The organism is Peribacillus sp. Bi96, assembly GCF_918698115.1.
Classification (GTDB): domain Bacteria; phylum Bacillota; class Bacilli; order Bacillales; family DSM-1321; genus Peribacillus.
Genome location: NZ_CAKKLV010000024.1, coordinates 21,327 through 45,678, shown reverse-complemented (window position 1 = coordinate 45,678; position 24,352 = coordinate 21,327). Strand labels below are relative to the sequence as shown.

Here is a 24,352-nt window from a genome sequence, read left to right as displayed (position 1 = left end):
AGTTAGCTATAAAGATATATAAGGCTCATCCATATTAGTCAGGCCAAATATGGGTGAGCCTATAATTGTTATACACGCAAAAAGCCGATATCATCTTTATCCTGTTCGCTTTTCTCTTGATGATTATCACCAAGAAATGGTAAGCCAGATATATAACCAGATTTTGAGACCCGACCATGCGATATGTGAATCCATTTAAATTATCAAGTGTCTGTATTCCTGTCACTTCTCCACTGTCAGGAGCCGAGATATCATCCTTTTCCCAAGAAAGTGGGGCAGTTCATGAGGATAAGGATAGGAAAGATCTAATATATAACAAGTCAGAGTTTTGTTATAATGAAAACAAATGAAATAAGGAGGTGTTTACGGTTGGGAAAGAAAGTATTAGTTATCATTGATGTGCAAACGGCCGTCGTGGAACACGGGTATAAACGGGATAAGACAATTGACAACATCAACCGATTAATTCGTTGTGCAAGAGAACAACAGATTCCGATAATGTATATTCAGCACGAACATCCAGAAGGTCCAATGAGAAAAGGCGAACCTGGGTGGCAGCTTCACCCGCGACTTGAGAACCCCCTCCATCAAGAGGTTACCATCCATAAAACCGTACCGAATTCATTTACTCACACACCTTTAAAACAAACACTCGACAAGCTTGGCGCAACGCACCTCTACATTTGTGGTGCACAGACGGAATACTGTGTTGATTCCACATGCCGAGGAGCCTTTGATTTGAATTATGACGTCACCCTTATCACTGACGCCCACACAACGAATGATGCCGATCACCTATCAGCCCCTCGCATTATCGAACATACCCATGGAACGTTAAAGAATTTTTGGAGTCCAAATGCAACGATTACTTTGGAAAAATCATCAGATCTTGACTGGATGAAAAGTGAAATGAACCCTCAATAAGGGATCCAAGTAACCTTTTATTTTTGGTTCTTTTGCAGATGGGCGCGATTCTTAATAAGAATCGCTTTTTTTGTTTATTTTTTACCTGAGCAGGAATGCAACCTGCTATCCCTTGGTTGTAATGTGAAAAAAATTTAGGTCTTGCTCGATATAGAAAAACCCGAATAAAGGACACTTTTTTGGTGTCGTCTATTCGGGTAATCGTCATTTTACAGATGTATCCTTTTATTGAGCTGTATACCCACCATCTAACACAACTGCCTGGCCGGTGATGCCCCGTGCTTTGTCGCTTGCGAGGAAAATGGCGTAGTCGGCAATTTCGCTTACATCGAGCAAGCGGTTTTGTGGGACGAGTGGATAGATGACTTCTTCCAAAACGCTTTCTAGTGGTACTTGTCTTGTTTTTGCTAAATCCTCCAGTTGACCGCGGACGAGAGGTGTGTCCACGTATCCTGGGCAAAGGGCATTTACGGTTATGCCTAAAGAGGCGCTTTCTAAGGCGGCGACTTTCGTTAATCCGATAACACCGTGTTTTGCACTATTGTACGCTGCTTTGTTGGCAAATCCAATTAGACCGTTAATGGAAGAGATGTTGATGATTCTGCCGAAGCCTTGTTCTTTCATGATAGGCAAAACGTTTTTAATCGAAATGAATGGAGCGGTCAGCATGATTTTGATCATCAATTCGAATTTTTCAGTTGGAAACTCCTCGATTGGTGCAACATGCTGAAGGCCTGCATTATTAATGAAAATATCTATTCGTCCATATTTGTCTTTAGTTTGTTTGATTAGTTGGATAATATCCTCTTCACTTGTTACGTCCGCTTTTAATCCAATAACTTCCAAGCCTTTGTTTCTTAGGTCTAAAGCAGCTTTTTCAACTGTGTTTTGATTTAGGTCGGACAAAACGACCTTTGCGCCATTTTCAGCAAATATCTTACCAATCTCAAAGCCAATTCCTCTCGCAGATCCGGTAATTATCGCCACTTTATCTTTAACCATATTACATTCCTCCAAAAAAAATGTAATGGCCTATCTGTCATTTTATGTTAAGTACAGGGAATGTTTCAATTGGGAAGCAAACTTTGAAATATAAAGGGAAGGTTATAAAAATATGGTTTAGGTTAATGAGTAAGAGTCTAACATGATTTTCAACATAACAAAAGAATTTTGTTTTCCTAAGCATTGGCATAGATATTGCATGAATAAAATGTGAGTAAATACAGGTTATTTAAAATGGAAAGGGGAAGCTGGATGATTAAAAAAATTGCCATTATCGGTTCAGGTGTAATGGGAAGTGGAATCGCTTTGTCTTTTGCAGCTGGCGGGTATTTCGTCACCATCAACGATATTAAGGAAGAGTTTCTATCACATGCCCAAGATCGAATTTCTGAGAATCTATCACTGCTCATTGAGGAAGGGGTTTTGACAGAACAGGAAAAGCAAGGTGCATTAGCTAATATTACATATAGTGTTGATTTGGAAAGTGCCGTAAGGGATGCTGATTTTATCATTGAGGCTATTCCGGAAGTAATCGAGTTAAAGTTAAATCTATATGAGCAATTGGAGAAAATAATCAAACCGGATGCAATTGTTGCTTCAAATACATCGACTTTTCCGATTTCTCAATTGATGGAGAAGGCTTCGTTTGCGGAACGAATGGTCATCACGCATTTCTTTAATCCTGGCCATTTGGTTCCATTGGTTGAAATCGTTCAGCATAACGAAACAAAGCCGGAAATCGTCAAGACAACATGTGATTTGATGCGTAAAATCGGTAAGTCTCCGATTCTATTGAAAAAAGAAATAGCAGGATTCATTGCTAATCGTTTGCAGACCGCCTTGATGCGGGAAGCCTTTTATCTATTAAAAGAGGGTGTTGCCAATGCTGAGGATATTGATACAGCGATAACGGCAGGACCAGGGTTTCGATGGGCCTTTACTGGGCCAATCGAGATTGCTGATTTTGGCGGACTGGATACATGGCAGCGTGTTTTTGATAATGTTTCACCAGTATTGGATCAAAGTAAGGAAGCTCCTGTTTTGATTCGTGATTTGGTGGATGAGGGGAAGCTGGGGACGAAGTCGGGAGAAGGGATATTCACGTATGAGGAATCTACCGTTTCTCAGAGAATCAATAAGAGGGACCGTAATTTTATTAAACTGGGAAAATTAAAAATGGAGAAGGAGGAAGAATTATGAGAGAAGTAGTGATTGTAGGGGCAGCAAGGACACCAGTTGGTACGTTTGGGGGTAGTCTTGCCAATGTTTCAGCGGTTGAACTAGGGGTTGTGGCAGCAAAGGAAGCGATTAAGCGGGCAAATATTTCGGCTGACATGATAGATGAGGTATTGATCGGGAATATTCTATCTGCTGGATTAGGACAAAATGTGGCACGTCAGGTTGCGATTCATGCAGGGGTTCCGGAAACAACTCCGGCCATGGCCATTAATAAACTTTGCGGGTCAGGCTTACGTACGGTAATAATGGGGGCCCAATTCATTGCCCTCGGTGATGCCGATGTGATTCTTGCTGGGGGTATTGAGAGCATGAGCAATGCCCCATATTTACTTCCAAATTATCGTTTTGGACAGAAAATGGGTAATGCCGAAGCAGTAGATTCAATGACGTATGACGCCTTAACGGATGTTTTTAATCAATATCATATGGGCGTAACTGCGGAGAATATTGCCGAACAGTGGGAAATCAGCCGAGAAAAGCAGGATGAATTTGCTTTATATAGCCAAATGAAGGCTGAGAAGGCCCAGTTAGAAGGACGATTTGCAGATGAAATCGTACCTGTTGAATATAAACGTAGAGGAAAGACGATTTTGGTTGACCAAGATGAACACCCACGTCATGGGCTGACGATAGAACAACTAACGAAGCTTCGTCCTGCTTTTAAGGAAAATGGTACGGTTACGGCCGGAAATGCTTCTGGAATCAATGATGGGGGTGCAATGCTGGTCCTGATGTCAAAAGAAAAAGCAGACGAGCTGGGTCTGGAGCCGTTAGCAACTATTAAGTCCTATGCAAATGCTGCGCTTGATCCGAAAATCATGGGATACGGTCCAGTGCCTGCGACAAGAAAAGCTTTAGCAAAAGCGGGATTGACAGTAGATGAAATTGATTTGATGGAAGTGAATGAAGCCTTTGCGGCACAGTCCCTTGCCGTGCTTAAGGACCTTGAACTGAAGCCGGAGAAAGTGAATGTAAATGGTGGGGCGATTGCTCTGGGTCATCCGGTAGGTGCTTCTGGTGCCCGCATCTTAGTGACTTTATTGTATGAAATGAAGCGTAGAGATGCAAAAACCGGCCTTGCTACCTTATGTATTGGCGGCGGACAGGGAACTGCGCTGATTGTGGAACGGTAATAACTCGGCCTCATTTTCCTATGATATAATGGGGGAAACTTCAGACGGGTTAAGGAGAATAGGAATGGTCAGAGATAATAAACCTGTTCAATTTGAATTAGTGAAAGCGATATTGGAAGAATTACCTTTTGGTGTTTTGGTAACGAAAAACGAAAAAGAAATCGTTTTATGCAATCGCGTATTATCAGAGGCTTTTGCTGAGAATCAATTTGACATGCAAACAAATTTGATTATTGAAAAAAACCTTAAACCAGCTGTAAATACTCCTATTCGTTTGAACGATAATAATGGGATTGTCAGAAAATCCATCGTTCAAATGGTTGATGAGGAGTATCAGATTTACCTCCTATTGTTTACAAATAATAAAAGTGATTTTCTCAATATCGATAATCATGAAGAACTTTTGTTTAAGGATATAATCGAATTTGCATATGATGGGTTGGTGATGGTCGATACGGAAGGGTATGTCCAAATGCTGAGCCACGCTTATGCAGATTTTCTTGGGGTCGATCAGGAAAGCTCCATAGGGAAACATGTAACGGAGGTCATTGAAAATACCCGTATGCATGTGGTTGCCGAAACTGGCAAGCAAGAGGTAGCTGAATTACAAAAAATTAAAGATAATTATATAATTGCAACCCGCTCCCCAATACGGAAACAAGGTAAATTAATAGGAGCGGTCGGGAAGATTTTATTTAAGAATGTCGGGCAATTTACCGCTCTTTCCAAGCGGATTAACTCACTTGAAGTAGAACTGAAAAAGTACAAAGGCGATTTTCGCGAGAGAAATAAGGCCTCATATACGTTTGATCATTTAATGGGAAGAAGTCCTGCTTTTATGGAAGTAAAAGGTCAAGCCAAAATTGCAGCTAAAAGCGACTCAAATGTGTTGATTTTGGGCGAAAGCGGAACAGGTAAGGAGCTGTTTGCCCATTCCATTCATAATGATAGCAGAAGGTCCATGGGTGTGTTTGTCAAAGTGAACTGTGCCGCCATCCCGGCAGAGCTGCTAGAGTCTGAACTTTTTGGCTATGAAGAGGGTTCTTTCACTGGTGCAAAAAAGGGCGGAAAAGCTGGTAAGTTCGAAGCAGCTGAAGGTGGAACGATTTTTTTGGATGAAATCGGTGAGCTGCCACTGCATATGCAGGTGAAGCTGCTCCGTGTTTTACAAGAAAAAGAAATTGAGAGGGTCGGTTCGACGGGAAGCATTCCGATTGATGTACGGGTAATCGCTGCAACAAACCGTAATCTGGAGGAAATGGTCTCGAAAGGGGAATTCCGACTTGATATGTATTACCGATTAAAGGTCATGCAAATCCAGGTTCCTTCCTTAAGGGAGCGACCAGAGGACATTGAAATACTGGTAAATCATTTTGTTGAAAAGTACCAGAACCTCATGAAAAAACGCGTAACGGGGATGAGTGATCAAGCTTTACGGCTGCTTCGCCTTTATAAATGGCCGGGTAATATTCGAGAGTTGGAAAATATCATAGAACGCGCAATGAATATTGTTGAAGAAGAGGAAATGATACGTTCCAAGCATCTCCCTAAAGAAATAACGGGTCATAAAGAATCAGTCTCAATCCGCACTTTAGCAGAAGTCATGGATGAGACCGAACGGGCAACAATCGTTTCATGTTTGGAAATGACTTCTGGCAATAAATCAGAAACGGCAAAGAGACTCGGAGTGAGCCGAACAACACTATATGAAAAAATGAATAAATATGGTTTATGATTGTAAAAAGTACCCTTTAGCCAAAGGGTACTTTTTATACTTTTTGCACCAACTCATTAGAACAGACAATGGTTTTTTAGCTGGCCAATAAAAGGAAAATATGATGTTTATGAATAGATGATAGCTGTTTATCTTTGAATGTGTTAGGGAATCCGTACATGATAAGAGAGCGAATTGAAATGTTGTAAGGAAAGGTTAACACTTTTTAGAAGTTTATTAGTTGTGTGTATTGAAACCTTGACAGTTTTAAGGGATTTTTGCATTTATAATTTATAAAAAGGGAATAAAGTGTTTGAAAAGTCTATAAAAGATAATATATTTCAATTTAATATAAGTTGGCACAAGAATTGCATAAGTACTATGGCGAATGGTCTATCTGACATTTTATCTAGTGTTTCCACGTGAAATGGAAAGGGATTACGTAACTTCAACAGTTTGTTGAAAGCGTTATCAATAATTGGGGAGTTATAGTTTTTCACTTAGTATGATCATTAAGCTTGACTTGGGGAAGGCAGGCTTGAATGGTGAAAGCGAAATGTGGAATTGGGGAGATTAATGTTACTACGTAAAGGCTTCCGAAATAATTTGGGGGCAAGGGGAGAAAAGAAAAGGGGGAATAGTATTGGTGATTCAAATTTTAGCCATTGTTGTGGCTTTAGGACTTTTAATCTTTTTAGCCTACCGGGGCTATCCGGTCATTATCATAGCACCGCTAGTTACGCTATTGGCTGTCATTTTATCTGGTGGTCATTTGCTGCCGAGTTATACCGAGACATATATGACGTTTGCGGCTAACTATGTAAAAGCATTTTTCCCGATATTCTTATTAGGGGCAGTATTTGGAAAGGTCATGGAAATGAGCGGTGCAGCAGCATCCATTGCCAAGACCATCGTAAAGTCACTAGGTTCAAAGCAGGCTATTCTTGCTGTAGTGCTGGCCTGTTCGGCACTGACATATGGTGGGGTTTCACTGTTTGTAGTGGCATTCGCCGTTTATCCATTTGCAGCAGCAATTTTTAAAGAAGCAGACATTCCAAAGCGATTATTGCCAGGAACGATAGCATTAGGCGCATTCACTTATACGATGGATGCTCTTCCTGGAACACCTCAGATTCAAAATATCATTCCTACTAACTATTTCGGAACAGATACCTATGCAGCTCCATTAATGGGGATTATTGGCGCAATCATGGTATTCACTGGCGGAATGATCTGGTTAGAACGTCGTCGTAAACAAGCGCTGGCAAATGGTGAAGGCTACGGGGAAGGACATATTAATGAACCAGAAAGTGCCGAACAGCAAAACCTGCCTAACTTTTGGCTTTCCATCGTACCACTCATCCTTGTCGTCGCGTTTAATTTTGCATTCAGTCGCAGTGCCATTTCGGTTAAGCACTGGTATGATGCATCGATGTTGAAGGAAACTTTCAACATAGCCGATGTAAGTACAGTCACTTCATCCTGGTCTTTGATTGTTGCACTGACAATCGGTATTATTGCAGCAATGCTTCTGAATGTTGGTCGTATAAAGGTCAAATTGGCAAGTGGATTAACAGCTGCCGCAATGGGATCTTTGCTTGCAATTTTCAATACCGCATCTGAAGTTGGTTTTGGAAATGTTGTGAAAACACTTCCTGGATTCTCGGTGATTCAAAACTGGGTGTTCAATGCAAGCGGTAATCCGCTCGTATCCGAAGCTATTGCCGTCAATGTACTTTCAGGGATTACCGGATCTGCATCTGGTGGACTTTCGATTGCGTTGGAAGTAATGGGAAGTCACTATTTGCAGGTGGCTCAAAGTGTCGGAATCAGCCCGGAAATGCTTCATCGAATTGCATCCATGGCATCTGGCGGAATGGATACGCTTCCACATAACGGTGCTGTTATTACCTTACTAGCTATTACAGGACTGACACATCGTCAATCCTACAAGGATATCTTTGCGATTACGGTTTTGAAAACAGTGACCGTGTTTATCATTGCTTTTGCAACTTCACTGTTTATTTAATAGAATAGTATTAAGAATGGAGATGATGGAAAATGAGTAAATTATTAACATCTTTTGATAGCGCTATTCAACAAATCGAGGATGGAGCAACCATTATCGTTGGCGGGTTCGGATTAAGCGGAATACCAGAAAAACTAATCATTGCTTTGCGTGACAAAGGTGTAAAGGATTTGACGATTGTCAGTAACAATTGTGGTGTCGATGATTGGGGTTTAGGTCTTTTGCTGGAAAATAAACAAATCAAAAAAATGATTGCTTCCTATGTAGGGGAAAATAAGTTATTTGAACAGCAATTTTTAAGTGGCGAGCTGGAAGTCGAGCTAGTTCCACAAGGGACGCTTGCTGAGCGGTTAAGAGCGGGCGGAGCAGGAATTCCTGCCTTTTATACAGCTACAGGAGTAGGAACGGAAGTCGCAAAAGGTAAAGAACATAAAGAGTTTGATGGCCGCACATACATTATGGAAAAAGGAATAGTCGGAGATTTTGCCTTTGTTAAGGCCTGGAAAGCAGATCATTTCGGTAATCTCGTATATCGGAAAACCGCAAGGAATTTTAACCCTGTCGTTGCCACAGCAGGGAAAGTCACGATTGTCGAAGTGGAGGAGCTTGTGGGCACAGGAGAGCTGGATCCGGATGAAATTCATACTTCAGGGGTTTATGTACAAAAAGTGCTTGTAGGAAAAGACTATGAAAAACGAATTGAAAGACTTACAACTGCTAACGCATAAAAAGGAGGAGTATTCGAATGACTAGACAACTAATTTTAGAACGGGCCGTTAAAGAAATCCAAGATGGTATGTGTGTAAATTTAGGCATCGGAATGCCTACCTTAATTGCCAACATGATTCCAAATGACTTTAATGTCATGCTTCAATCGGAAAATGGCTTACTAGGAATCGGACCTTATCCAAAAAAAGTTGAAGTGGACCCGGATTTGATCAATGCCGGAAAAGAGACAGTAACAGCAAAAGCGGGGGCGTCATTTTTTGATAGTGCTGAATCGTTCGCGATGATTCGCGGTGGCCACATCGATCTAGCCATTTTAGGCGGGATGGAAGTTTCGGAAAATGGGGACTTGGCAAACTGGATGATTCCAGGGAAGATGGTAAAAGGAATGGGAGGAGCGATGGACCTCGTCCAAGGAGCGAAACGAATCGTTGTCATTATGGACCATGTGAACAAGCATGGGGAATCCAAAGTGAAAAAGAGCTGTACACTGCCATTGACGGGTGAAAAGGTCGTCCATTGCCTGATTACAGAATTGGCTGTATTTCAGTTTTCAGAAGCGGGTATGGAATTGATTGAATTGCAAAATGGCATAACTCTTGATGAAGTGAAAAGTAAAACAGAGGCTGACTTTACAATAAGCCCCTCTATTGAAATTAAAGCATAAGTTTAAGAGATTACTTGAATTAACCTGACCTATTAAACTGATTATTAGGCTACTTTTATTCGCAAATCCGCGAATGGAAGTAGTCTAATTTTGTTTGCGTTATTTCAGTGCTATAAATATACTGGGATTTTTAGAACTGGATTTTTTTTAGAATTTTAGGTGCCTTCTTGATTCCTTCTGTTCCAATAATACTCGCAAGACTCGCCATTAATAAGCTTGAAGAAATAAATTTGACGGCAAAATAAATTCCTGTTCCAACAACTAGATCTAGGATTAAAAATTTTTTAATTGTTGAGCCCTTTATTACATAAAAAACGATGGAATTATTTTTTTTCATATTTAGCAGTGTCACACCTTCATCTTTTTTTAAAGGGTATGACAAAGAGAGGTTGTCATATTCTTTAGCATCATGTATCGCTCAGCTAATAAAACTGCCTTCGCAACGTCAACAATTACAAGCTATGCTAAATACCCTGCCTCAGTAAAATACCGAGAGCAGGATATTGCATAGGCGCTTTCCGAGAAATTATATAATTTCGGTAACTGTATATTGATTTATCTTCCCTTTTTCTTTGCCGTTAAGGCATCTCGTCATCTTTTTCCCGATTTTTAAAAGCTTCATGTGTAACAATATCCTCAATCTGCTCATACTGTCGACTATGTTCTTTCTCTTCGCTTATTCTATTATCAGGTAAATTTCCAGGATGTCCTTTTTCTTTGTGATTAAAATTTTTACCGCGACCCATACTCAATCTCTCCTTTCTATACTTGCTTGTTTAGTTTTCTCCATCGCCCCAAAATTATGATTTAATTTCACTGTTTACTGTTTGTGCATCGTTCTGTTAAGAAGGAACTTTTGCTTCCTGGGTTCATTTACACCTATTTTCCGCTGGACTTCATGAAGGATGTTTTCGAGTGATGTAACCACGCCTTTATCATCTTTATAACTAATATGTTTCGGTTGAAAATGAACAGGTGAATTTAAACCTGCTGCGGCTGAAATTCGAAAAAGACCTTTTCGAAGTGTCACGAGAAAGTTGACCACACGGTATTTCTTTTCGTCTATCACGAGAGCTTTTTGCAAGTCTGGGTCAGTTGTGGCTACCCCAACTGGACATGCATTGGATTGGCACTTCAATGTTTGGATACATCCTATGGCAATCATGAATCCACGCGCAATATTGACGAGATCGGCTCCCATCGCTAAAGCAATCGCAATCCGGTCAGGGGTGAACAGCTTACCTGAGGCGATAATTTTAACCCGATCGCGCACTCCATATTTTTGAAGGGTCGAGACGACAATGGGCAGGGCTGATTTAATCGGCAATCCGACACTATCAATCAATTCTTGATAGGAAGCCCCTGTACCGCCTTCACCACCATCCACGGTGATAAAATCCGGTCCTTTGCCTGTCTCCTTCATATATTTGGCTAGTTCTTCCACGCTATCATTACCGCCGACAACCATCTTCATTCCAACAGGCTTACCTGTATGGTTACGGATTCTCTCAATGAATTCACACATCGTTGGTACATCACTGAATTGATGAAAACGATTAGGACTGTCAATTGATTTGAATGGTTCCACTTTGCGAATCTCGGCAATTTCTGGAGTGACTTTTTCCGCATCAATATGTCCGCCACGGGTTTTGGCACCTTGAGCGAGTTTAATCTCAAATGCTTTTATTTGAGGAATCTCACTTTTCCGTTTTAACTCATCCCAATCCATTTCGCCAAATTTATCACGCACCCCGAACATGGCCGGACCAATCTGCATAATGATATCGACGCCACCTTTTAAATGATAGGAAGATAGCCCGCCTTCCCCAGTATTCATCCACGTACCTTTCGCTAACGCTAATCCTTCTGATAATGCTGTGATGGCATTATATCCTAATGAACCATAGCTCATCGCCGACATTCCAATCAATCCTTTTAATCTAAATGGATGCTTGGTATTTGGGCCGATGACCACGGCATCATCTTCATGCAATAAGTAAGCAGACGATTCCTCATCCTCCCATTTTTCCTTTCGCTGCGAAAAAAGCGGATCCTTCAATAAGATATACCTTTTGGTTATCACCTTTGTTTCTCTATCGAATTTTTCTTCTTCGGCTAATTTTGGGAACATGGCATTCCGAACAAAAAGGCCTTCTTCATCAAAATCGCGTTTAGAACCAAATCCAACTACATCTCGCATATACTTTGAGCTTTTTACAATATGCTCGTAGTCATCCCTTGAAAACGGCCTTCCTTCATTATCCCCGTTAAAAAAATATTGCCGCAATTCTGGACCGATTTTTTCTAAAAAGTAGCGCATCCTGCCTAGGACGGGGTAATTCCGTAGTATGGCGTGATGCTTCTGATTTCGGTCAAACAGTAATAAATAGATTAGAAAAATGACAAGTGCGATTAAAATAAGTGCAACAAAAATAAACGTGGTAATAATTAAACGACTTGCGATGTCCATTTTATCCCTCCTAGTAATGACCTTACATGAGGTTAATTTACTCGAACCTTCATTACTTTATACAGGAGTGTCGAAATGATTTTTAAAGTACTCAAGTACATAATTTCTCGAAGGCTAAGCCAACATATAGAGAAAGAAATCGAAATGGTCGAGGAGGGAATAGTTTGAAGGCATCAGATTTGTTTATACGATGTTTAGAGAATGAAGGGGTTCAGTATATTTTTGGGATACCGGGTGAGGAAAATACGGATCTTATCGATTCCCTAATAGACTCCGATATTAAATTTATCTTAGTTCACCATGAACAAGCTGCGGCTTTTATGGCAGACATCTATGGCCGGCTAACTGGAAAGCCAGGCGTTTGTTTGGGTACGTTGGGACCGGGTGCAACGAATTTATTGACAGGGATAGGCAGTGCTTACCTGGATTATTCACCTGTTATCGCGATTACAGGTCAGGCCGGCCTTGATCGAATTCATAAGGAGTCGCATCAATATGTGGACATTATTGGAGTTTTTAAAGAAGTAACGAAATGGAATCAACAAATTAAGGTGCCGCATACGATTCCGGAAATTATCCGTAAAGCATTTAAGACGGCAGTCATTGAAAAGCCGGGACCGGTTCATATCGAGCTGCCGGAAGATGTAGCGTTGATGGATACAGAAGGTGAACCACTTCCGGTGACACCAATGCCTAGATCCCGTCCAGCCGAAGAGGAAATAAAAAAAGCCGTGGAATTAATAAATCGTGCTAAAAAGCCTATTATTCTAGCTGGCAATGGCGTAATCCGCGATGAAGCTACGGAGTACTTACGGAAATTTGCAGAAACGAAGCAAATTCCCATTGTGAATTCGTTCATGGCCAAAGGTGTTTTACCCTCGGACCATCCATTGACCCTTTATACAGTTGGGATGCAGGCAAGGGATTATGTTCTATGTGGGTTTGATTTGGCCGACCTCATTATCACTGTCGGCTATGATTTCGTTGAGTATTTACCTAAATATTGGAATGATGAGGCGATGAATCCGATTATTCATATTGATGCTCGACCGGCTGAAATTGATGCGTATTACCCGGTTCAAGCTGAATTGGTGGGGAACGTCACAGACTCGCTGGAAGCCTTGATCACTGATGTAGCGGAAAAAGAGCTTTGGCCAGAAGTGAAAAGGTTAAGGTCTCAAATTATTGAAAAGTTTCATTCCTCAGATGATGTATCAGGAAGCCCTATCATTCCTCAGCGAATTATCGCCGATTTGAAAAAGGCGGAAATGGGGAATGCGATTGTCATTTCGGATGTGGGTGCCCATAAATTATGGATTGCACGGATGTATCAGCCGGAAAAGCCTAATCACACAATCATTTCTAATGGCTTTGCATCGATGGGTATTGCCGTTCCCGGTGCGATTGCGGCAAAACTGGCAAAGCCTGATAAACCTGTCATTGCAGTCACAGGGGATGGCGGATTTCTGATGAATGGGGTTGAATTGGCAACGGCCAAACGTCTAGGTCTTGCCTTCGTCGTCGTCATTTTCCATGATTCAAAATTGGGCCTGATCGAGTGGAAGCAATTGAATAAATTTGATCGTACAAATGCGATTGAATTTACGGACCCAGACTTTATAGAGTTCGCGAAAAGCTTTGGGGTTAAAGGAGTGAAAGTAACCCACTCCGATGAATTGCTCCATGCATTAGAAGAAGCGATTGCAAGCCAGGAAATTGTCCTGATTGATGTGGATGTGGATTATTCGGAAAATGTAGAGCTCTCAAAAACACTAGGTGATTATATTTGTAAATTATAAAGCAAGTATTACTGGAGGGATGATAGATGAAGAAAAAGTGGCAATTGTGGATCGGCGGCAAATGGCGGGAGGCTAAATCGTATGAGCCATTATATAATCCCCATACAAATGAAGAGATTGCACAAATCGGACAGGCTGAACCAGCGGATGCCGTTGAAGCGATTGTTGAAGCAAATGCAGCTTTTCAGAAATACCGCACCTATCCTGCACATGCACGGGCAGAAATTCTGGTGAAAGCTGCAGCCATCATGGAAGAACGCAGTGAAGAGCTTGCGAAAATCATTTCTCTGGAGGCAGCGAAAACGATTCGAAATGCTCGTGAGGAAATGAATCGTACGGTTCAAACCTACCGTTTTGCTGCAGAAGCGTCAAAGAACAATTATGGAGAACAAATTCCGATGGATGCGGCAGAGGGCGGGGTTAACCGTTTTGGCTTCACAGTTCGTACCCCGATTGGCGTCGTGACAGCGATTACCCCATTTAACTTTCCTTTTAATCTTGTCGCCCATAAAGTAGGACCTGCCATTGCAGCAGGAAATTCGATCGTATTAAAACCGGCCGAACAAACTCCTCTGAGTGCGCTGGTGCTTGCCGATATTTTTAAAGAAGCAGGGCTGCCAGAGGGAGTATTGAACATCATTCCAGGCAAAGGGGATGTCTTAAGTGAAGCATTGACGACCCATCCACATGTAAAAAAAGTGACTTTCACTGGCAGTGTGGAGGTCGGACACCTCATCCAGCAGCAGGCAGGTTTCCGTAAGCTTACACTTGAACTCGGATCCAATTCGCCGTTCATCATTGATGAAGGAGTTGATATCGATAAAGTTATTGATCGAAGTGTGATGGGGTCATTTACGAATAATGGGCAGGTGTGTATCTCGATTCAAAGAATTTATGTTCACAAATCCCTGTACCAACGATTTTTGGAGCGATTCGTCAGTACGACCAAACAGCTTGTCATCGGTTCACCGCTGGAGGAAAATACGAATATTACAGCAGTCATTTCGAAAAAATCATTGGAGCGGTTACAAAAATGGATTGAGGAGGCGGCACAGGAAGGAGCAAAAATTGAGTGCGGCGGTACAGTGGAAGGCAATGTACTATTACCTACCGTATTAACCAATGTAAATCGTGACTCCAAAGTATTTCGTTTCGAAGTATTTGGTCCGGTCGTCTGTATTTTCCCATTTGAAACGCTGGATGATGCCATCAAGGATGCAAATGATTCACGCTACGGATTGAACTCAGGAGTGATGACACCGAGTATTGAACGGGCTTTTTATGCGGCGGAACGTTTGGAAACGGGTGGAGTCGTCATTAATGATATCCCGACCTATCGGATTGATAATATGCCTTATGGTGGCTGGAAGGACAGCGGTGTTGGCAGGGAAGGTGTCAAATATGCCATGAATGAAATGATGGAGCAGAAGTTCATTAGCTTTAAAATAAGCGACAAATGATTCGTGGTAAAAAGACGAGTATTAAAAATTGACGGATATGTAAGAGTAAAATACATCGTCTTCACTTGAAGGTATGAGCTGTCATCTAGGCGGCTCCTTTTTTATTTCACAAAACCGGATAATGTTTTGTGACATTTTTCCATACCAAGTGCTGCGTAGCTATTCATTTTCTTAATTGAACAATTGGGCGAAATTAGGAAAATAGAATGATAAAGGATGGAAATTCGATGTCGCTTCAACACTATTCACATATATTTACCGTTGTTATCATAAATTAATATAAAAGAAGAATGATAGACGAATAAAGGGAAATGGTATTTCCCTATCGTATTAAACATATAATAATTCGTTTTTTATTAACATCATAAACAGGAGTGAAGATAATGGAAGCGTCGGTGGAACGGATTTTTACAAAGGAAATAGTAGGAATGGCCGGGCATTTTTTTCAAGTGAATGCAGAGAGTCCAGTTAAACTTGGAGATGCAGAGAACTACGTATTTGAGGTTTACCGGGATGGAATGCCATACATCTTAAGATTGACACATCAATCACATCGTTCAAAAGACCAAGTGCTTGCTGAGTTAATGTGGATTGAGTATTTACAGAATAATGGCAGTGATATTCCGAAGGTTATTCCTTCAATTGAAAATAACTTAGTTGAAATCGTAAAGGGTCTCGATGGTACTGTTTTTTATTGTTGCCTGTTTGAAAAAGCTCCTGGTGTAAGGATGAAAATGACTGATGAAAATTTTAACGAAGATTTATTTTTTGTATGGGGAAAAACAATAGGTCACCTACATAAAGAAACAAAAGGCTACAAACCGGAAACTAAATATAAAAGGTTGTATTGGTTTGAAGAAGAATTATTGAATGTCAAACTCTATAATTCTGATGCTCCAGGGCAAATGATGCACCAACAAGAATTAATCATGAAGAAATTAAATGCTCTTCCAGTACATCAAGATAACTTTGGATTGATTCATTCTGATATTCATCACGGAAATTTCCATTATCATGAAGGTGAAATTCACGTTTTCGACTTTGATGACTGTTCAAATCACTGGTTTGCCAGCGATTTGGCCATTCCTCTCTATTATCTTATGTGGAGCTTGGAACGTGAGGGCGTAAAAGGCCGCGATGGATATGCTGCTAAATTTATGAAGGCATTTATAAAAGGCTATGAGACGGAAAATATACTTGCAGCCGAAGATTACGAAACAATCCCGTTATTTTTAAAATTAAGAGATCTAACATTATATAATTTTTTCCATAAAAAGTATGATTTGAAGAATACGGATAGTCCATTAAACCAAACCGTTCAAAAAATTGAACAAAGAATAATGGAAAGTCGTCCGATCGTTGACTTCGATTATCACGGAATTTATTAAGCTGTTGATTGGGATGTATCTGAACCTTTAAGCGGGGTACTGACAAGGAAGCCAACCCTCTAATTTTAAAGGTGAGCTTAGGAGTTTTTTTAACAAATCATCGGGCATTTCCATGTACAAAAGTATGGGGATTGTTGAAGAATGTCGTAAGATTAAGGAATTTAAGATCAATGAAAGTGATTACGTTGACGACATCATTATGTGCAAATTTTGTTATAATATAAGCCCCAAAAGGAAACTCCCAATCTATCAGAAGCAAATGGAAAGAGCATGTATGGAATCATTCCATACATGCTCTTTCTGTTTAGTTATGTATTTGTTTTATCGTAAAGCGATGGTTTCGTGATGCATCATTTGATTATTTTTACTTTCACTTGCTTTCTTCCCCATGTTAAAGCATCCGATTCTTTTGCGATGAATACATCAATTCTGTTTCCTTTGATCGCGCCGCCCGTGTCTGCAGCGATGGCTTGTCCGTAACCTTCGACTTCAACGATGGAGCCTAGCGGAATCACGTTCGGATCGACTGCTATCAGTTTGGCATCATCATATTTTTTTAGGTCAACGCCCATTCTTGTAGTGCCTGAGCATCCCTCGCAGCTCGCTGTATATGCTGTACTTGTTACCGTAAGTTCTTTAACGGATGAGCTCGCTAAACTTGCCTTTTCTTCCAATTTACTTAAGGTCCGTGCACCGGCTATTCCATCAGCCGATAATCCCTTTTGCTTTTGAAAATTCATAACGGCTTGCTTTGTACTTTGTCCATAAATGCCATCTATTGTTGATGTGTAAACATCCCAGTCTTTCAATAGCCTTTGCAGTTCAGCTACAGGTCTTCCCATATCCCCGCTTTTCAGTACCTGTATTTTCTGATTCGTCTGTGTTCCTGCTATTCCATCTACTTTCAGTCCTGATTTTTCCTGAAACTTCTTAACGGATTCTTTTGTAATCGGGCCGAAGTAGCCTGTTGCTTCATGATAGGGAAAAACCCCTTTTGTCAGTAATAATTCTTGTAATTCTTTTACATCACCATTACTCATTCCAAATGAAAGTGTGCGATCATTCGCTGCGGCTTCGCCTTCAGTTGGCATGCAAACTCCTAGAATGAATACAGAAGCCGTTAGGATCGTTAATAAAATTTTCTTCATGTTTATCCTCCTCGTTGTTTCCTGCAATTAAACAATTCGTTAAACGATCACCCTTTTAGGCGCAGTTAAGGAAAAACACCGCGAAGGCACTAAGTAATTGTTAAAACATGTAACAGAAAGAAAAGAAATGAGGCGGACATCGGGTTACGATATTCTTAGTAATTAGATAATTATGGGAAATGAACAGTCTTCACATTAAACGAACAGAACAGTTTGGTTGAACAAAGGGCGTTCATTCATGTACGTTTATATTAAAAGAAATAACTTGAAGCGTATGTGTATTTCAGGGATAAGTTAGAAGGAGGAAATCAATTTGATTAAAGCAGTTATTTTCGACTTTGATGGATTAATTTTAGACACAGAAACGGCCTGGTATGAAGCTTATAAAGAAACGATGGCTTTTTATAAATCCGATTTGCCTCTCGAACATTTTGTTAAATGTATCGGGACGGATAATACTGAACTTAATCAGTACTTCAAGGATCAGCTGGGGGAAAGTTATAATATTGAAGAAATTGAATCAAGAGCAAAAAACCTGCATCAAGAAAAGATGAAAACACCCCAGGCTCGTGAAGGTGTAAAGGATTATTTAGAAGCAGCAAAAAAAAATGGCTATAAAATCGCCCTCGCTTCCAGTTCAACAAAAGAGTGGGTCACTCATCATTTGGGGGAACTCGGACTGTTACACTATTTTGAAGTGATTATCACAGGGGATGACGTTGATAAAGTAAAACCAGCGCCTGATTTGTATGTATTGGCAATAGAAGTCCTGGGCATTCAGCCCACAGAAGCCGTAGCATTTGAAGATTCGCTAAATGGGCTTCAAGCGGCCCTGACTGCTGGAATAAAGTGTGTGATTGTACCTAATCCCGTCACGGAAGCTTTAGCTTTTGAAAATCATCATTTACGCCTCCGATCGATGATGGATATGAGTTTGACTGATGTTATAAAACTTATGGAGCAATAAGGTGTTTAAGAAAATTACTTATATGATCATCGTAAGGTTTTAGATCAGTACATCTTGAATGGAAAACCATTCAATGGTGGCTTTAGTAAATAACGAAGGAGCCATTTTATCGTGCTTAAACCAACGCCGAAGATGTTAGAGTCTTCGGTTTTCCTTTTTTATCACGGTTCTGTTTCCTTAACATAGGATGAAATTGATGAATATACCCAATTAAAGAATGGAGTTGTTCTAAATGCCAACCTCTTATATGGATTACACAGCACTGAGCACCCAATATTTTGCAGACGTCAATAAAAACCGATTGAATACACGGAATCATGAAAATTACATTAACCGATTGGGAAGGGATGTTTTAAATACACTTGGTGAAGTCTCTCTTCTTGATATCCACTTAAGTCAAGGACGTGTCGTCGAACCGCATTACCATCAAAATGCAGCTGAACTTGTTTATTGCATTTCGGGTTCAGCGACAGTGTCATTGATTAACCCCTTTAACAATCAGGTTATAAATATCCCAATCCAGCCGGGGCAAGTCGCAAATATCCCTCAAGGGTGGTGGCATTGGGAAGAAGCTTCTGAAGATGGGACCCACCTAATAGCAATCTTTGATGCTCCATATCCGGAGTACATCTTGGGGTCTGATATTCTGACGAAAACCCCAATTGAAGTGCTTGCGCATACTTATTGCTTAGATCCTGAAAAATTAAAAGAAACACTAAAACCTTTGCACGGGCAAACCATCGTCATCGGACCAACTGATGAATGCGTAGCTGGAAAAACCCAACAAGCAGGGGTGGATACAGAAAGTTCCAGCATGAATAACCACTATATGAGCAACCAGTATATGACTAATCATTCAATCAGCAAACAGCATATGAACAGCCAACCGATGAGAAATCAATATATGGGTAACCAATATATGAGTAACCAACATATGTACAATCATCCAATGAACGATCAACATATGAGCTATCATCCGTATTCGGATCACCAATATTCCTATCCAGCCGAATCTCCACAGGTAAACTATACAAACCCTTACTACGGATATCGGCCATAACCTTGTTATTTAGGGCAGACAGTCAGCAAAGAGGGACTGTCTTTTTTTTATAGCGAAAAGTTTTGATAACGTGTAAAATCTCCTAAGAAAACACCAGACACAAAGAATATGGCTTTCCAATTACAGACAGCTTGAATGAATGGTATATTTTAGATGAAAGATAAGGAAATTAGTGTCCCCTTAGAAAAGAGAGTGAATAATCCGTGTAGGTATCCTAGTTGAATTCAGTTGAAAATAGGAGAGGAAAAAGTGATGATGGAATTCTTCATGGAAATACTTTCTTCCTTTATTTATTTCGGTGATGACTCATTACATACAAAAAAAATAGATAGAAATATAAAATCATTAAAGCGGAATAAATGGTTTAATGATTTATATGAAGATGAAAATTATCACCGCCTTTTTTTTGTTAATAAAAGGGTAAGAAAGTTTTTACAAAGCAATTTCCGCGTAAAGCGTCTTGTTAAGAGGAAAAAGAATCAGAAGAAATTTCTAATGTTCTTAAATGAACAGCTAAAGAGAAGTGAGCAATCCGGGTGAAGGATCCCTTTATAAAAGATAAAAAAACAATGAAGGAGTGTGCGAGTTTTTATGGGATTCCTTGTGAATGAAGGAGAAGTTCAGCTGCGGGTGGTCAATGAGAGTGATCTTCCAACCTTTTTTGAGCAGCAATTGGATACGTCTGCAAACTATATGGCTGTATTCACACCTAAAGATCCAACAGACAAAGTGGCTTTTTTGACCCACTGGAAGAATACCTTAGCGAACCGGAATATATTGAAAATGACCATACTCTACAACGGGAGTGTTGCGGGCAACATTCTCCAATTTGAACAGTTGGGTAACCCAGAAGTGTGTTACTGGATTGGAAAGGAATATTGGGGTAAAGGTATTGCTACAGAGGCACTGCTCCTTTTTTTGCCGGAAATAAAAGTTCGTCCTCTTTATGCACGGGCTGCCAAGGATCATATTGCATCTATTCGGGTGTTGGAAAAGTGTGGATTTGAAAGATTCGGTGAGGACAAGGGGTATTCCCATGCAAGAGGTCAAGATGTAGAAGAGTTCATTTTGAAACTTGATTCTCTAAAAAAATAAGGGTTAAACAACATCGTTTAATTTGTGAGGAAATGGGTGACATCGAATGGGATTTAAGATTTTTTCCATCATTTTCATCTTATGCGGTCTTTTTGTAATGTGGTTCGCCGTTTTTGGTAAAAAGAAAGAGATCAAAGAGTTCGGTACAGGAATACCAACGAGTATCATCGATTTTATTGTAATGACGATATATATGCTTTTTCCTCCTTTTATTAGAAGGATTATTCTTTTTGCTTTAGGGCTGGCCATTTCTATTGGCTTTACCTATGTGTTGCTTTTCATATGAACGAACCTGATAAGTTACATAAATCATGAAACTTTATCCTTTCAAAGTCGTATAAAAAGGTAACGATAAATAGGAGATGTTGCTGATTAATGAAAAAAGTCATGTCCGGGAAATGGATAATGGGAATGATGGGAGCGGCAAGTTCTTTTCTAGTTATTAAGCAAAGAAGGATTCGACATTAAAGTCAAAAATTAGGCAGATGAAGACATATCAGGATTACATTTGTCCTATCATCATATAAATTCTGATAGTAACATTCCCTCTATCCTGACAGACAAAGAATATAAGCTGAATGTAACGCCAACTGAAGGCTTTACCGAGAGCTCCAAGATATTGCACTATAAGGATAGGGAACGGATGCTACATACAGAATCTATCATTGGCTATTTCGAAAAGAAAGGCGACCATCAGCTTGGAATCGATTGATAAGAATGGTGAAATTCAAATGACAGTCAAGAATGATACTGAAATCTATTGATCTCAGCAGATGTTAAAAACAGTGCAACACCTACGTTATATCTCGAAATGGAAAAATATCAATATAGCATTTTTATGCAAAATATGGTAATCTTGAATTTGTGTGATTTTGGAAAATATATAAAAAGGAAGGTATTATATGTCTGAAACGGTTCTTAAGGTTCAATCCTTAACTAAAAAAATTGGAAAAGCAACCATTGTAGACAATGTTAGCTTTGAAATAAAAAGCAATGAAATATTTGGTTTGCTTGGTCCGAATGGGGCTGGTAAAACCACGATCATTCGGATGATCACAGGTCTTATCAATCGTACGGGAGGTTCTGTCATGATCAATGGTAGTGACCTTGATAAAGACTTTGAGGGTGCGATGAATCAATTGGGGGCCATCGTTGAAAATCCTGAATTTTATAAGTACATGACTGGCAGGAAGAATATCCTCCATTATGCTCGTATGTCATCTAATGAGATAACTAATGAGAGAATAGAAGAGGTCATAAAGCTTGTCAAATTGGATCATGCCATCGATAAGAAGGTTAGGACCTATTCATTGGGCATGCGCCAGCGCCTTGGTGTAGCACAGGCCATTTTACATAAACCTTCTTTATTGATTTTTGATGAACCGACAAATGGCTTGGATCCACAAGGGATTCGTGAGTTTCGTGATTATTTGAAAGTACTTGCAAGTGAAGGCGTCGGGATACTGATTTCATCCCATTTACTATCGGAAATGCAGTTGATGTGTGATAGTTTTGCCGTTATCGAAAAGGGAAAACTCATACATACGAAAGAACATATTGTAGATGAAAAAACCGAGACGATCAATGAGGTTTCATTCACTGTCAGTGATGGGGAGCTAGCTAAAAAAATCCTTCAAGAACAGTTTAAGGATATTTCGATTCTTAAGTTTGATTCGAAGACAATCTCCGTATCAGCAACACGTGAACAAACGGCCCATATAAACAGGATTTTTAATGGCAATCAGTTGGATGTCTATGAAATAGGCATTACTAGAAAATCACTGGAAGATAAATTCTTCGAAATTACTGAGCAGGAAATGAGGGAGTCTGTATGATGTCCTTAGTAAAAAATGAATGGATGAAAATCTTTTCAAAGGTATCAACTTATATATTCATCGCTTTTCTTTTATTGGCAGCTTTAGGGACTGCAGTCATCGATTTGAAACTAAGTCCCGACGAATCGGGTAAAGATTGGAAGCAAGAGTTGAAGGCAGATATACAAGAACAGAAAAAGGCATTGGAAGCTAAGGATATCAGTGACGAGGAAAAAGCGATGATCATGGAAGAGATTGATCTCAATAAGCAACTTTTAGCTGATGATATAAACCCTGACTTAAACACGAATTGGACCTATATGGCGGAATGGACGACATCATTAACATCATTTGTCACATTATTCGTCGTTATTGTTTGCAGCTCGCTCGTTTCCTCGGAATTTTCGGATGGTACCATTAAACAACTGTTGATCAGGCCTTATAAACGTTGGAAGATTCTACTTTCCAAATATATTACTTCCCTGTTATTTGCAGCGTTATTACTTGCAAGCCTATTTATATTCAGTTATCTAATCGGAATCATATTCTTTGGCAATGGCTCGTATTCAGACAAAATAATGGATCCCGCATCTTTCGGTGAATTCAGTCCGGTGGTAGTCGGAGAATATTTCGTAGACATGATTGTTTACTGGATACCAGGATTCTTGGTCATCACGACCATCGCTTTCATGTTAAGCACATTATTTAAAAACCAAGCACTTGCAGTAGGTATATCCATTTTCATCCTATTTGCGTCTTCGACATTAAATATGGTCATTCAATCATTCATCGGTAAATACGAGTGGTTAAAATTCGTCTTATTCCCCCACCTTGATTTAAGGGGCTATATTTCCGGAACCATAGAAATGTTTGATGGAGCTACCCTTGGATTTTCAATGGGCGTACTAGGCATCTACTATCTTATCTTTTTAGCGCTAACTTTCTTCTTCTTCCAGAAAAAAGATATCACTAATTAATAAAAGCAAAAGAAAAACCGAAATCAGTGGCTGATTTCGGTTTTTTTCATGAAATGAATATGTTTAGTTCGGTTAACGTGTTGAAAAATCGGGCTACACGCCGATAATTCGACCTACACGCGGAATAATTCGACCTACACGCCGATAATTCGACCTACACGCGGAATAATTCGACCTACACGCTGATAATTCGACCCCATGCCAAATAGTTCTTCCAGATGAAGTGTCGTTTTTTTTGTTTTCGCAAATTGAAAAAATCATCAGTCTTACTAACGGAGAGGCAGCTCTTTTCTGAGATTACTAATATTAGAAATCGACTGTGTTAGTTATTTGGTAGCACTGTTATTTCGCAGCTTCTTTCCCCTTAAAATCTCCCTCTAAAACTTGTAAAGCGAATCTCCATATTGTTTGAAAACTGAAAAGTTCTTCGGAAATTGTCGTTACTTCAAATTTTATTCCAATAATTTTGAATACCCGATAAGTATATAAATTGAGTTATTTTACCAATAACAGGTATTTTAACCTAATCTCTTATGATTATATAAAATTCATTATTACTTAGCTGCCCTTTTCGTAATGGTTGATAAGTATCTATATTTTGTTTTATTTTGTAAATGTTCTGATATTTTTACTAATTTACTAGATATATTTACCGATGTATAATCAGTCGGAGTCAATTGGAATTGGAGGAAATATTTTGTTTAAATTCAGAAAGTATTCGGGAAAACAAAGAATTACGA

Annotated in this window: 21 protein-coding genes and 2 pseudogenes; 18 read left to right on the top strand and 5 right to left on the bottom strand. The window is 39.8% G+C overall.

Annotated features, from left to right (window positions below):
- Positions 1-369: 369 nt before the first annotated feature.
- The gene (locus LQ203_RS22390) at positions 370-924 is read left to right on the top strand and encodes a cysteine hydrolase family protein (RefSeq protein WP_230161517.1); all 555 of its coding nucleotides are present in this window, start codon (positions 370-372) and stop codon (positions 922-924) included.
- A gap of 225 nt (positions 925-1,149) precedes the next feature.
- Here LQ203_RS22390 and LQ203_RS22385 read toward each other — a convergent pair whose 3' ends face one another.
- The gene (locus LQ203_RS22385) at positions 1,150-1,926 is read right to left on the bottom strand and encodes a 3-hydroxybutyrate dehydrogenase (RefSeq protein ID WP_230161515.1); all 777 of its coding nucleotides are present in this window, start codon (positions 1,924-1,926) and stop codon (positions 1,150-1,152) included.
- Positions 1,927-2,178: 252 nt separating this feature from the next.
- Here LQ203_RS22385 and LQ203_RS22380 point away from each other — a divergent pair, with 252 nt between their 5' ends.
- The 6 genes from LQ203_RS22380 to LQ203_RS22355 all read left to right on the top strand — a co-directional run bounded on the left by LQ203_RS22380 (position 2,179) and on the right by LQ203_RS22355 (position 9,434).
- Entirely contained in the window at positions 2,179-3,126 is a 948-nt protein-coding gene (locus LQ203_RS22380; RefSeq protein WP_230161513.1) for a 3-hydroxyacyl-CoA dehydrogenase family protein, read from the top strand.
- A complete protein-coding gene (locus LQ203_RS22375; protein ID WP_230161511.1) occupies positions 3,123-4,298 on the top strand; it encodes an acetyl-CoA C-acetyltransferase in 1,176 nt (391 codons plus the stop codon). The genes LQ203_RS22380 and LQ203_RS22375 overlap by 4 nt, the downstream gene beginning before the upstream one ends.
- A 64-nt stretch (positions 4,299-4,362) precedes the next feature.
- The gene (locus LQ203_RS22370) at positions 4,363-6,033 is read left to right on the top strand and encodes a sigma 54-interacting transcriptional regulator (protein WP_230161509.1); all 1,671 of its coding nucleotides are present in this window, start codon (positions 4,363-4,365) and stop codon (positions 6,031-6,033) included.
- Between the two features lie 622 nt (positions 6,034-6,655).
- Entirely contained in the window at positions 6,656-8,041 is a 1,386-nt protein-coding gene (locus LQ203_RS22365) for a GntP family permease (RefSeq protein WP_230161507.1), read from the top strand.
- Positions 8,042-8,073: 32 nt separating this feature from the next.
- Positions 8,074-8,769 (top strand): CoA transferase subunit A, encoded by a 696-nt coding sequence (locus LQ203_RS22360; protein ID WP_230161505.1) that lies wholly within the window; start codon positions 8,074-8,076, stop codon positions 8,767-8,769.
- Positions 8,770-8,780: 11 nt separating this feature from the next.
- Entirely contained in the window at positions 8,781-9,434 is a 654-nt protein-coding gene (locus LQ203_RS22355) for a 3-oxoacid CoA-transferase subunit B (RefSeq protein ID WP_290370634.1), read from the top strand.
- Between the two features lie 130 nt (positions 9,435-9,564).
- Here the strand turns inward: LQ203_RS22355 and LQ203_RS22350 are convergent, their stop codons facing one another.
- The 3 genes from LQ203_RS22350 to LQ203_RS22340 all read right to left on the bottom strand — a co-directional run bounded on the left by LQ203_RS22350 (position 9,565) and on the right by LQ203_RS22340 (position 11,904).
- Positions 9,565-9,771: a hypothetical protein gene (locus tag LQ203_RS22350; protein WP_230161501.1), complete on the bottom strand. Its 207-nt coding sequence runs from the start codon at positions 9,769-9,771 to the stop codon at positions 9,565-9,567.
- A gap of 241 nt (positions 9,772-10,012) precedes the next feature.
- The gene (locus tag LQ203_RS22345; protein WP_230161499.1) at positions 10,013-10,180 is read right to left on the bottom strand and encodes a hypothetical protein; all 168 of its coding nucleotides are present in this window, start codon (positions 10,178-10,180) and stop codon (positions 10,013-10,015) included.
- Between the two features lie 74 nt (positions 10,181-10,254).
- The gene (locus LQ203_RS22340) at positions 10,255-11,904 is read right to left on the bottom strand and encodes an FMN-binding glutamate synthase family protein (RefSeq protein WP_230161497.1); all 1,650 of its coding nucleotides are present in this window, start codon (positions 11,902-11,904) and stop codon (positions 10,255-10,257) included.
- 164 nt (positions 11,905-12,068) lie between these two features.
- On the opposite strand from LQ203_RS22340, the gene LQ203_RS22335 reads away from it, so the two are divergent.
- The 4 genes and pseudogenes from LQ203_RS22335 to LQ203_RS22320 form a co-directional block, all read left to right on the top strand.
- The gene (locus tag LQ203_RS22335; protein ID WP_230161495.1) at positions 12,069-13,703 is read left to right on the top strand and encodes an acetolactate synthase large subunit; all 1,635 of its coding nucleotides are present in this window, start codon (positions 12,069-12,071) and stop codon (positions 13,701-13,703) included.
- A gap of 26 nt (positions 13,704-13,729) precedes the next feature.
- Positions 13,730-15,163 carry an aldehyde dehydrogenase family protein gene (locus LQ203_RS22330; RefSeq protein WP_230161493.1) on the top strand — a complete coding sequence of 478 codons (1,434 nt, stop codon included), beginning with the start codon at positions 13,730-13,732 and terminating at the stop codon, positions 15,161-15,163.
- Positions 15,164-15,558: 395 nt separating this feature from the next.
- The gene (locus tag LQ203_RS22325; RefSeq protein ID WP_230161491.1) at positions 15,559-16,551 is read left to right on the top strand and encodes a phosphotransferase; all 993 of its coding nucleotides are present in this window, start codon (positions 15,559-15,561) and stop codon (positions 16,549-16,551) included.
- Positions 16,552-16,598: 47 nt separating this feature from the next.
- Positions 16,599-16,762, top strand: a pseudogene (locus LQ203_RS22320) (GNAT family N-acetyltransferase); the annotation flags it as partial.
- Between the two features lie 139 nt (positions 16,763-16,901).
- Here the strand turns inward: LQ203_RS22320 and LQ203_RS22315 are convergent.
- Positions 16,902-17,699, bottom strand: coding sequence for a peptidoglycan-binding protein (locus LQ203_RS22315; RefSeq protein ID WP_230161489.1), 798 nt, complete (start codon positions 17,697-17,699; stop codon positions 16,902-16,904).
- 316 nt (positions 17,700-18,015) lie between these two features.
- Here LQ203_RS22315 and LQ203_RS22310 point away from each other — a divergent pair, with 316 nt between their 5' ends.
- From LQ203_RS22310 to LQ203_RS22280, 7 genes and pseudogenes are all read left to right on the top strand, one after another.
- Positions 18,016-18,666: an HAD family hydrolase gene (locus tag LQ203_RS22310; RefSeq protein WP_230161561.1), complete on the top strand. Its 651-nt coding sequence runs from the start codon at positions 18,016-18,018 to the stop codon at positions 18,664-18,666.
- A 232-nt stretch (positions 18,667-18,898) separates the two neighbouring features.
- Positions 18,899-19,432 (top strand): annotated as a pseudogene (locus LQ203_RS27740) (cupin domain-containing protein); the annotation flags it as partial.
- Between the two features lie 885 nt (positions 19,433-20,317).
- Complete coding sequence (locus LQ203_RS22300; protein ID WP_230161486.1) at positions 20,318-20,821, top strand: GNAT family N-acetyltransferase; 504 nt, start codon at positions 20,318-20,320, stop codon at positions 20,819-20,821.
- Between the two features lie 46 nt (positions 20,822-20,867).
- A complete protein-coding gene (locus LQ203_RS22295) occupies positions 20,868-21,107 on the top strand; it encodes a hypothetical protein (protein ID WP_230161484.1) in 240 nt (79 codons plus the stop codon).
- 222 nt (positions 21,108-21,329) lie between these two features.
- Complete coding sequence (locus LQ203_RS22290) at positions 21,330-21,533, top strand: hypothetical protein (protein ID WP_230161482.1); 204 nt, start codon at positions 21,330-21,332, stop codon at positions 21,531-21,533.
- Between the two features lie 190 nt (positions 21,534-21,723).
- On the top strand, positions 21,724-22,656 hold the full coding sequence (locus tag LQ203_RS22285; protein WP_230161480.1) for an ATP-binding cassette domain-containing protein: 933 nt from the start codon (positions 21,724-21,726) through the stop codon (positions 22,654-22,656).
- Positions 22,656-23,612 carry a DUF2705 family protein gene (locus LQ203_RS22280; protein ID WP_230161478.1) on the top strand — a complete coding sequence of 319 codons (957 nt, stop codon included), beginning with the start codon at positions 22,656-22,658 and terminating at the stop codon, positions 23,610-23,612. Before LQ203_RS22285 ends, LQ203_RS22280 begins: the two co-directional genes overlap by 1 nt.
- The last annotated feature ends 740 nt before the right edge of the window (positions 23,613-24,352 follow it).

Excerpts from the sequence above, each read along its gene's own strand:
- LQ203_RS22315 (WP_230161489.1), bottom strand. The coding sequence starts at position 17,699 with ATGAAGAAAATTTTATTAACGATCCTAACGGCTTCTGTATTCATTCTA.
- LQ203_RS22360 (WP_230161505.1), top strand. The coding sequence starts at position 8,074 with ATGAGTAAATTATTAACATCTTTTGATAGCGCTATTCAACAAATCGAG.
- LQ203_RS22330 (WP_230161493.1), top strand. The coding sequence starts at position 13,730 with ATGAAGAAAAAGTGGCAATTGTGGATCGGCGGCAAATGGCGGGAGGCT.
- LQ203_RS22340 (WP_230161497.1), bottom strand. The coding sequence starts at position 11,904 with ATGGACATCGCAAGTCGTTTAATTATTACCACGTTTATTTTTGTTGCA.
- LQ203_RS22385 (WP_230161515.1), bottom strand. The coding sequence starts at position 1,926 with ATGGTTAAAGATAAAGTGGCGATAATTACCGGATCTGCGAGAGGAATT.
- LQ203_RS22375 (WP_230161511.1), top strand. The coding sequence starts at position 3,123 with ATGAGAGAAGTAGTGATTGTAGGGGCAGCAAGGACACCAGTTGGTACG.
- LQ203_RS22345 (WP_230161499.1), bottom strand. The coding sequence starts at position 10,180 with ATGGGTCGCGGTAAAAATTTTAATCACAAAGAAAAAGGACATCCTGGA.
- LQ203_RS22285 (WP_230161480.1), top strand. The coding sequence starts at position 21,724 with ATGTCTGAAACGGTTCTTAAGGTTCAATCCTTAACTAAAAAAATTGGA.
- LQ203_RS22350 (WP_230161501.1), bottom strand. The coding sequence starts at position 9,771 with ATGAAAAAAAATAATTCCATCGTTTTTTATGTAATAAAGGGCTCAACA.
- LQ203_RS22370 (WP_230161509.1), top strand. The coding sequence starts at position 4,363 with ATGGTCAGAGATAATAAACCTGTTCAATTTGAATTAGTGAAAGCGATA.
- LQ203_RS22380 (WP_230161513.1), top strand. The coding sequence starts at position 2,179 with ATGATTAAAAAAATTGCCATTATCGGTTCAGGTGTAATGGGAAGTGGA.
- LQ203_RS22280 (WP_230161478.1), top strand. The coding sequence starts at position 22,656 with ATGTCCTTAGTAAAAAATGAATGGATGAAAATCTTTTCAAAGGTATCA.
- LQ203_RS22300 (WP_230161486.1), top strand. The coding sequence starts at position 20,318 with ATGGGATTCCTTGTGAATGAAGGAGAAGTTCAGCTGCGGGTGGTCAAT.
- LQ203_RS22295 (WP_230161484.1), top strand. The coding sequence starts at position 20,868 with ATGGGATTTAAGATTTTTTCCATCATTTTCATCTTATGCGGTCTTTTT.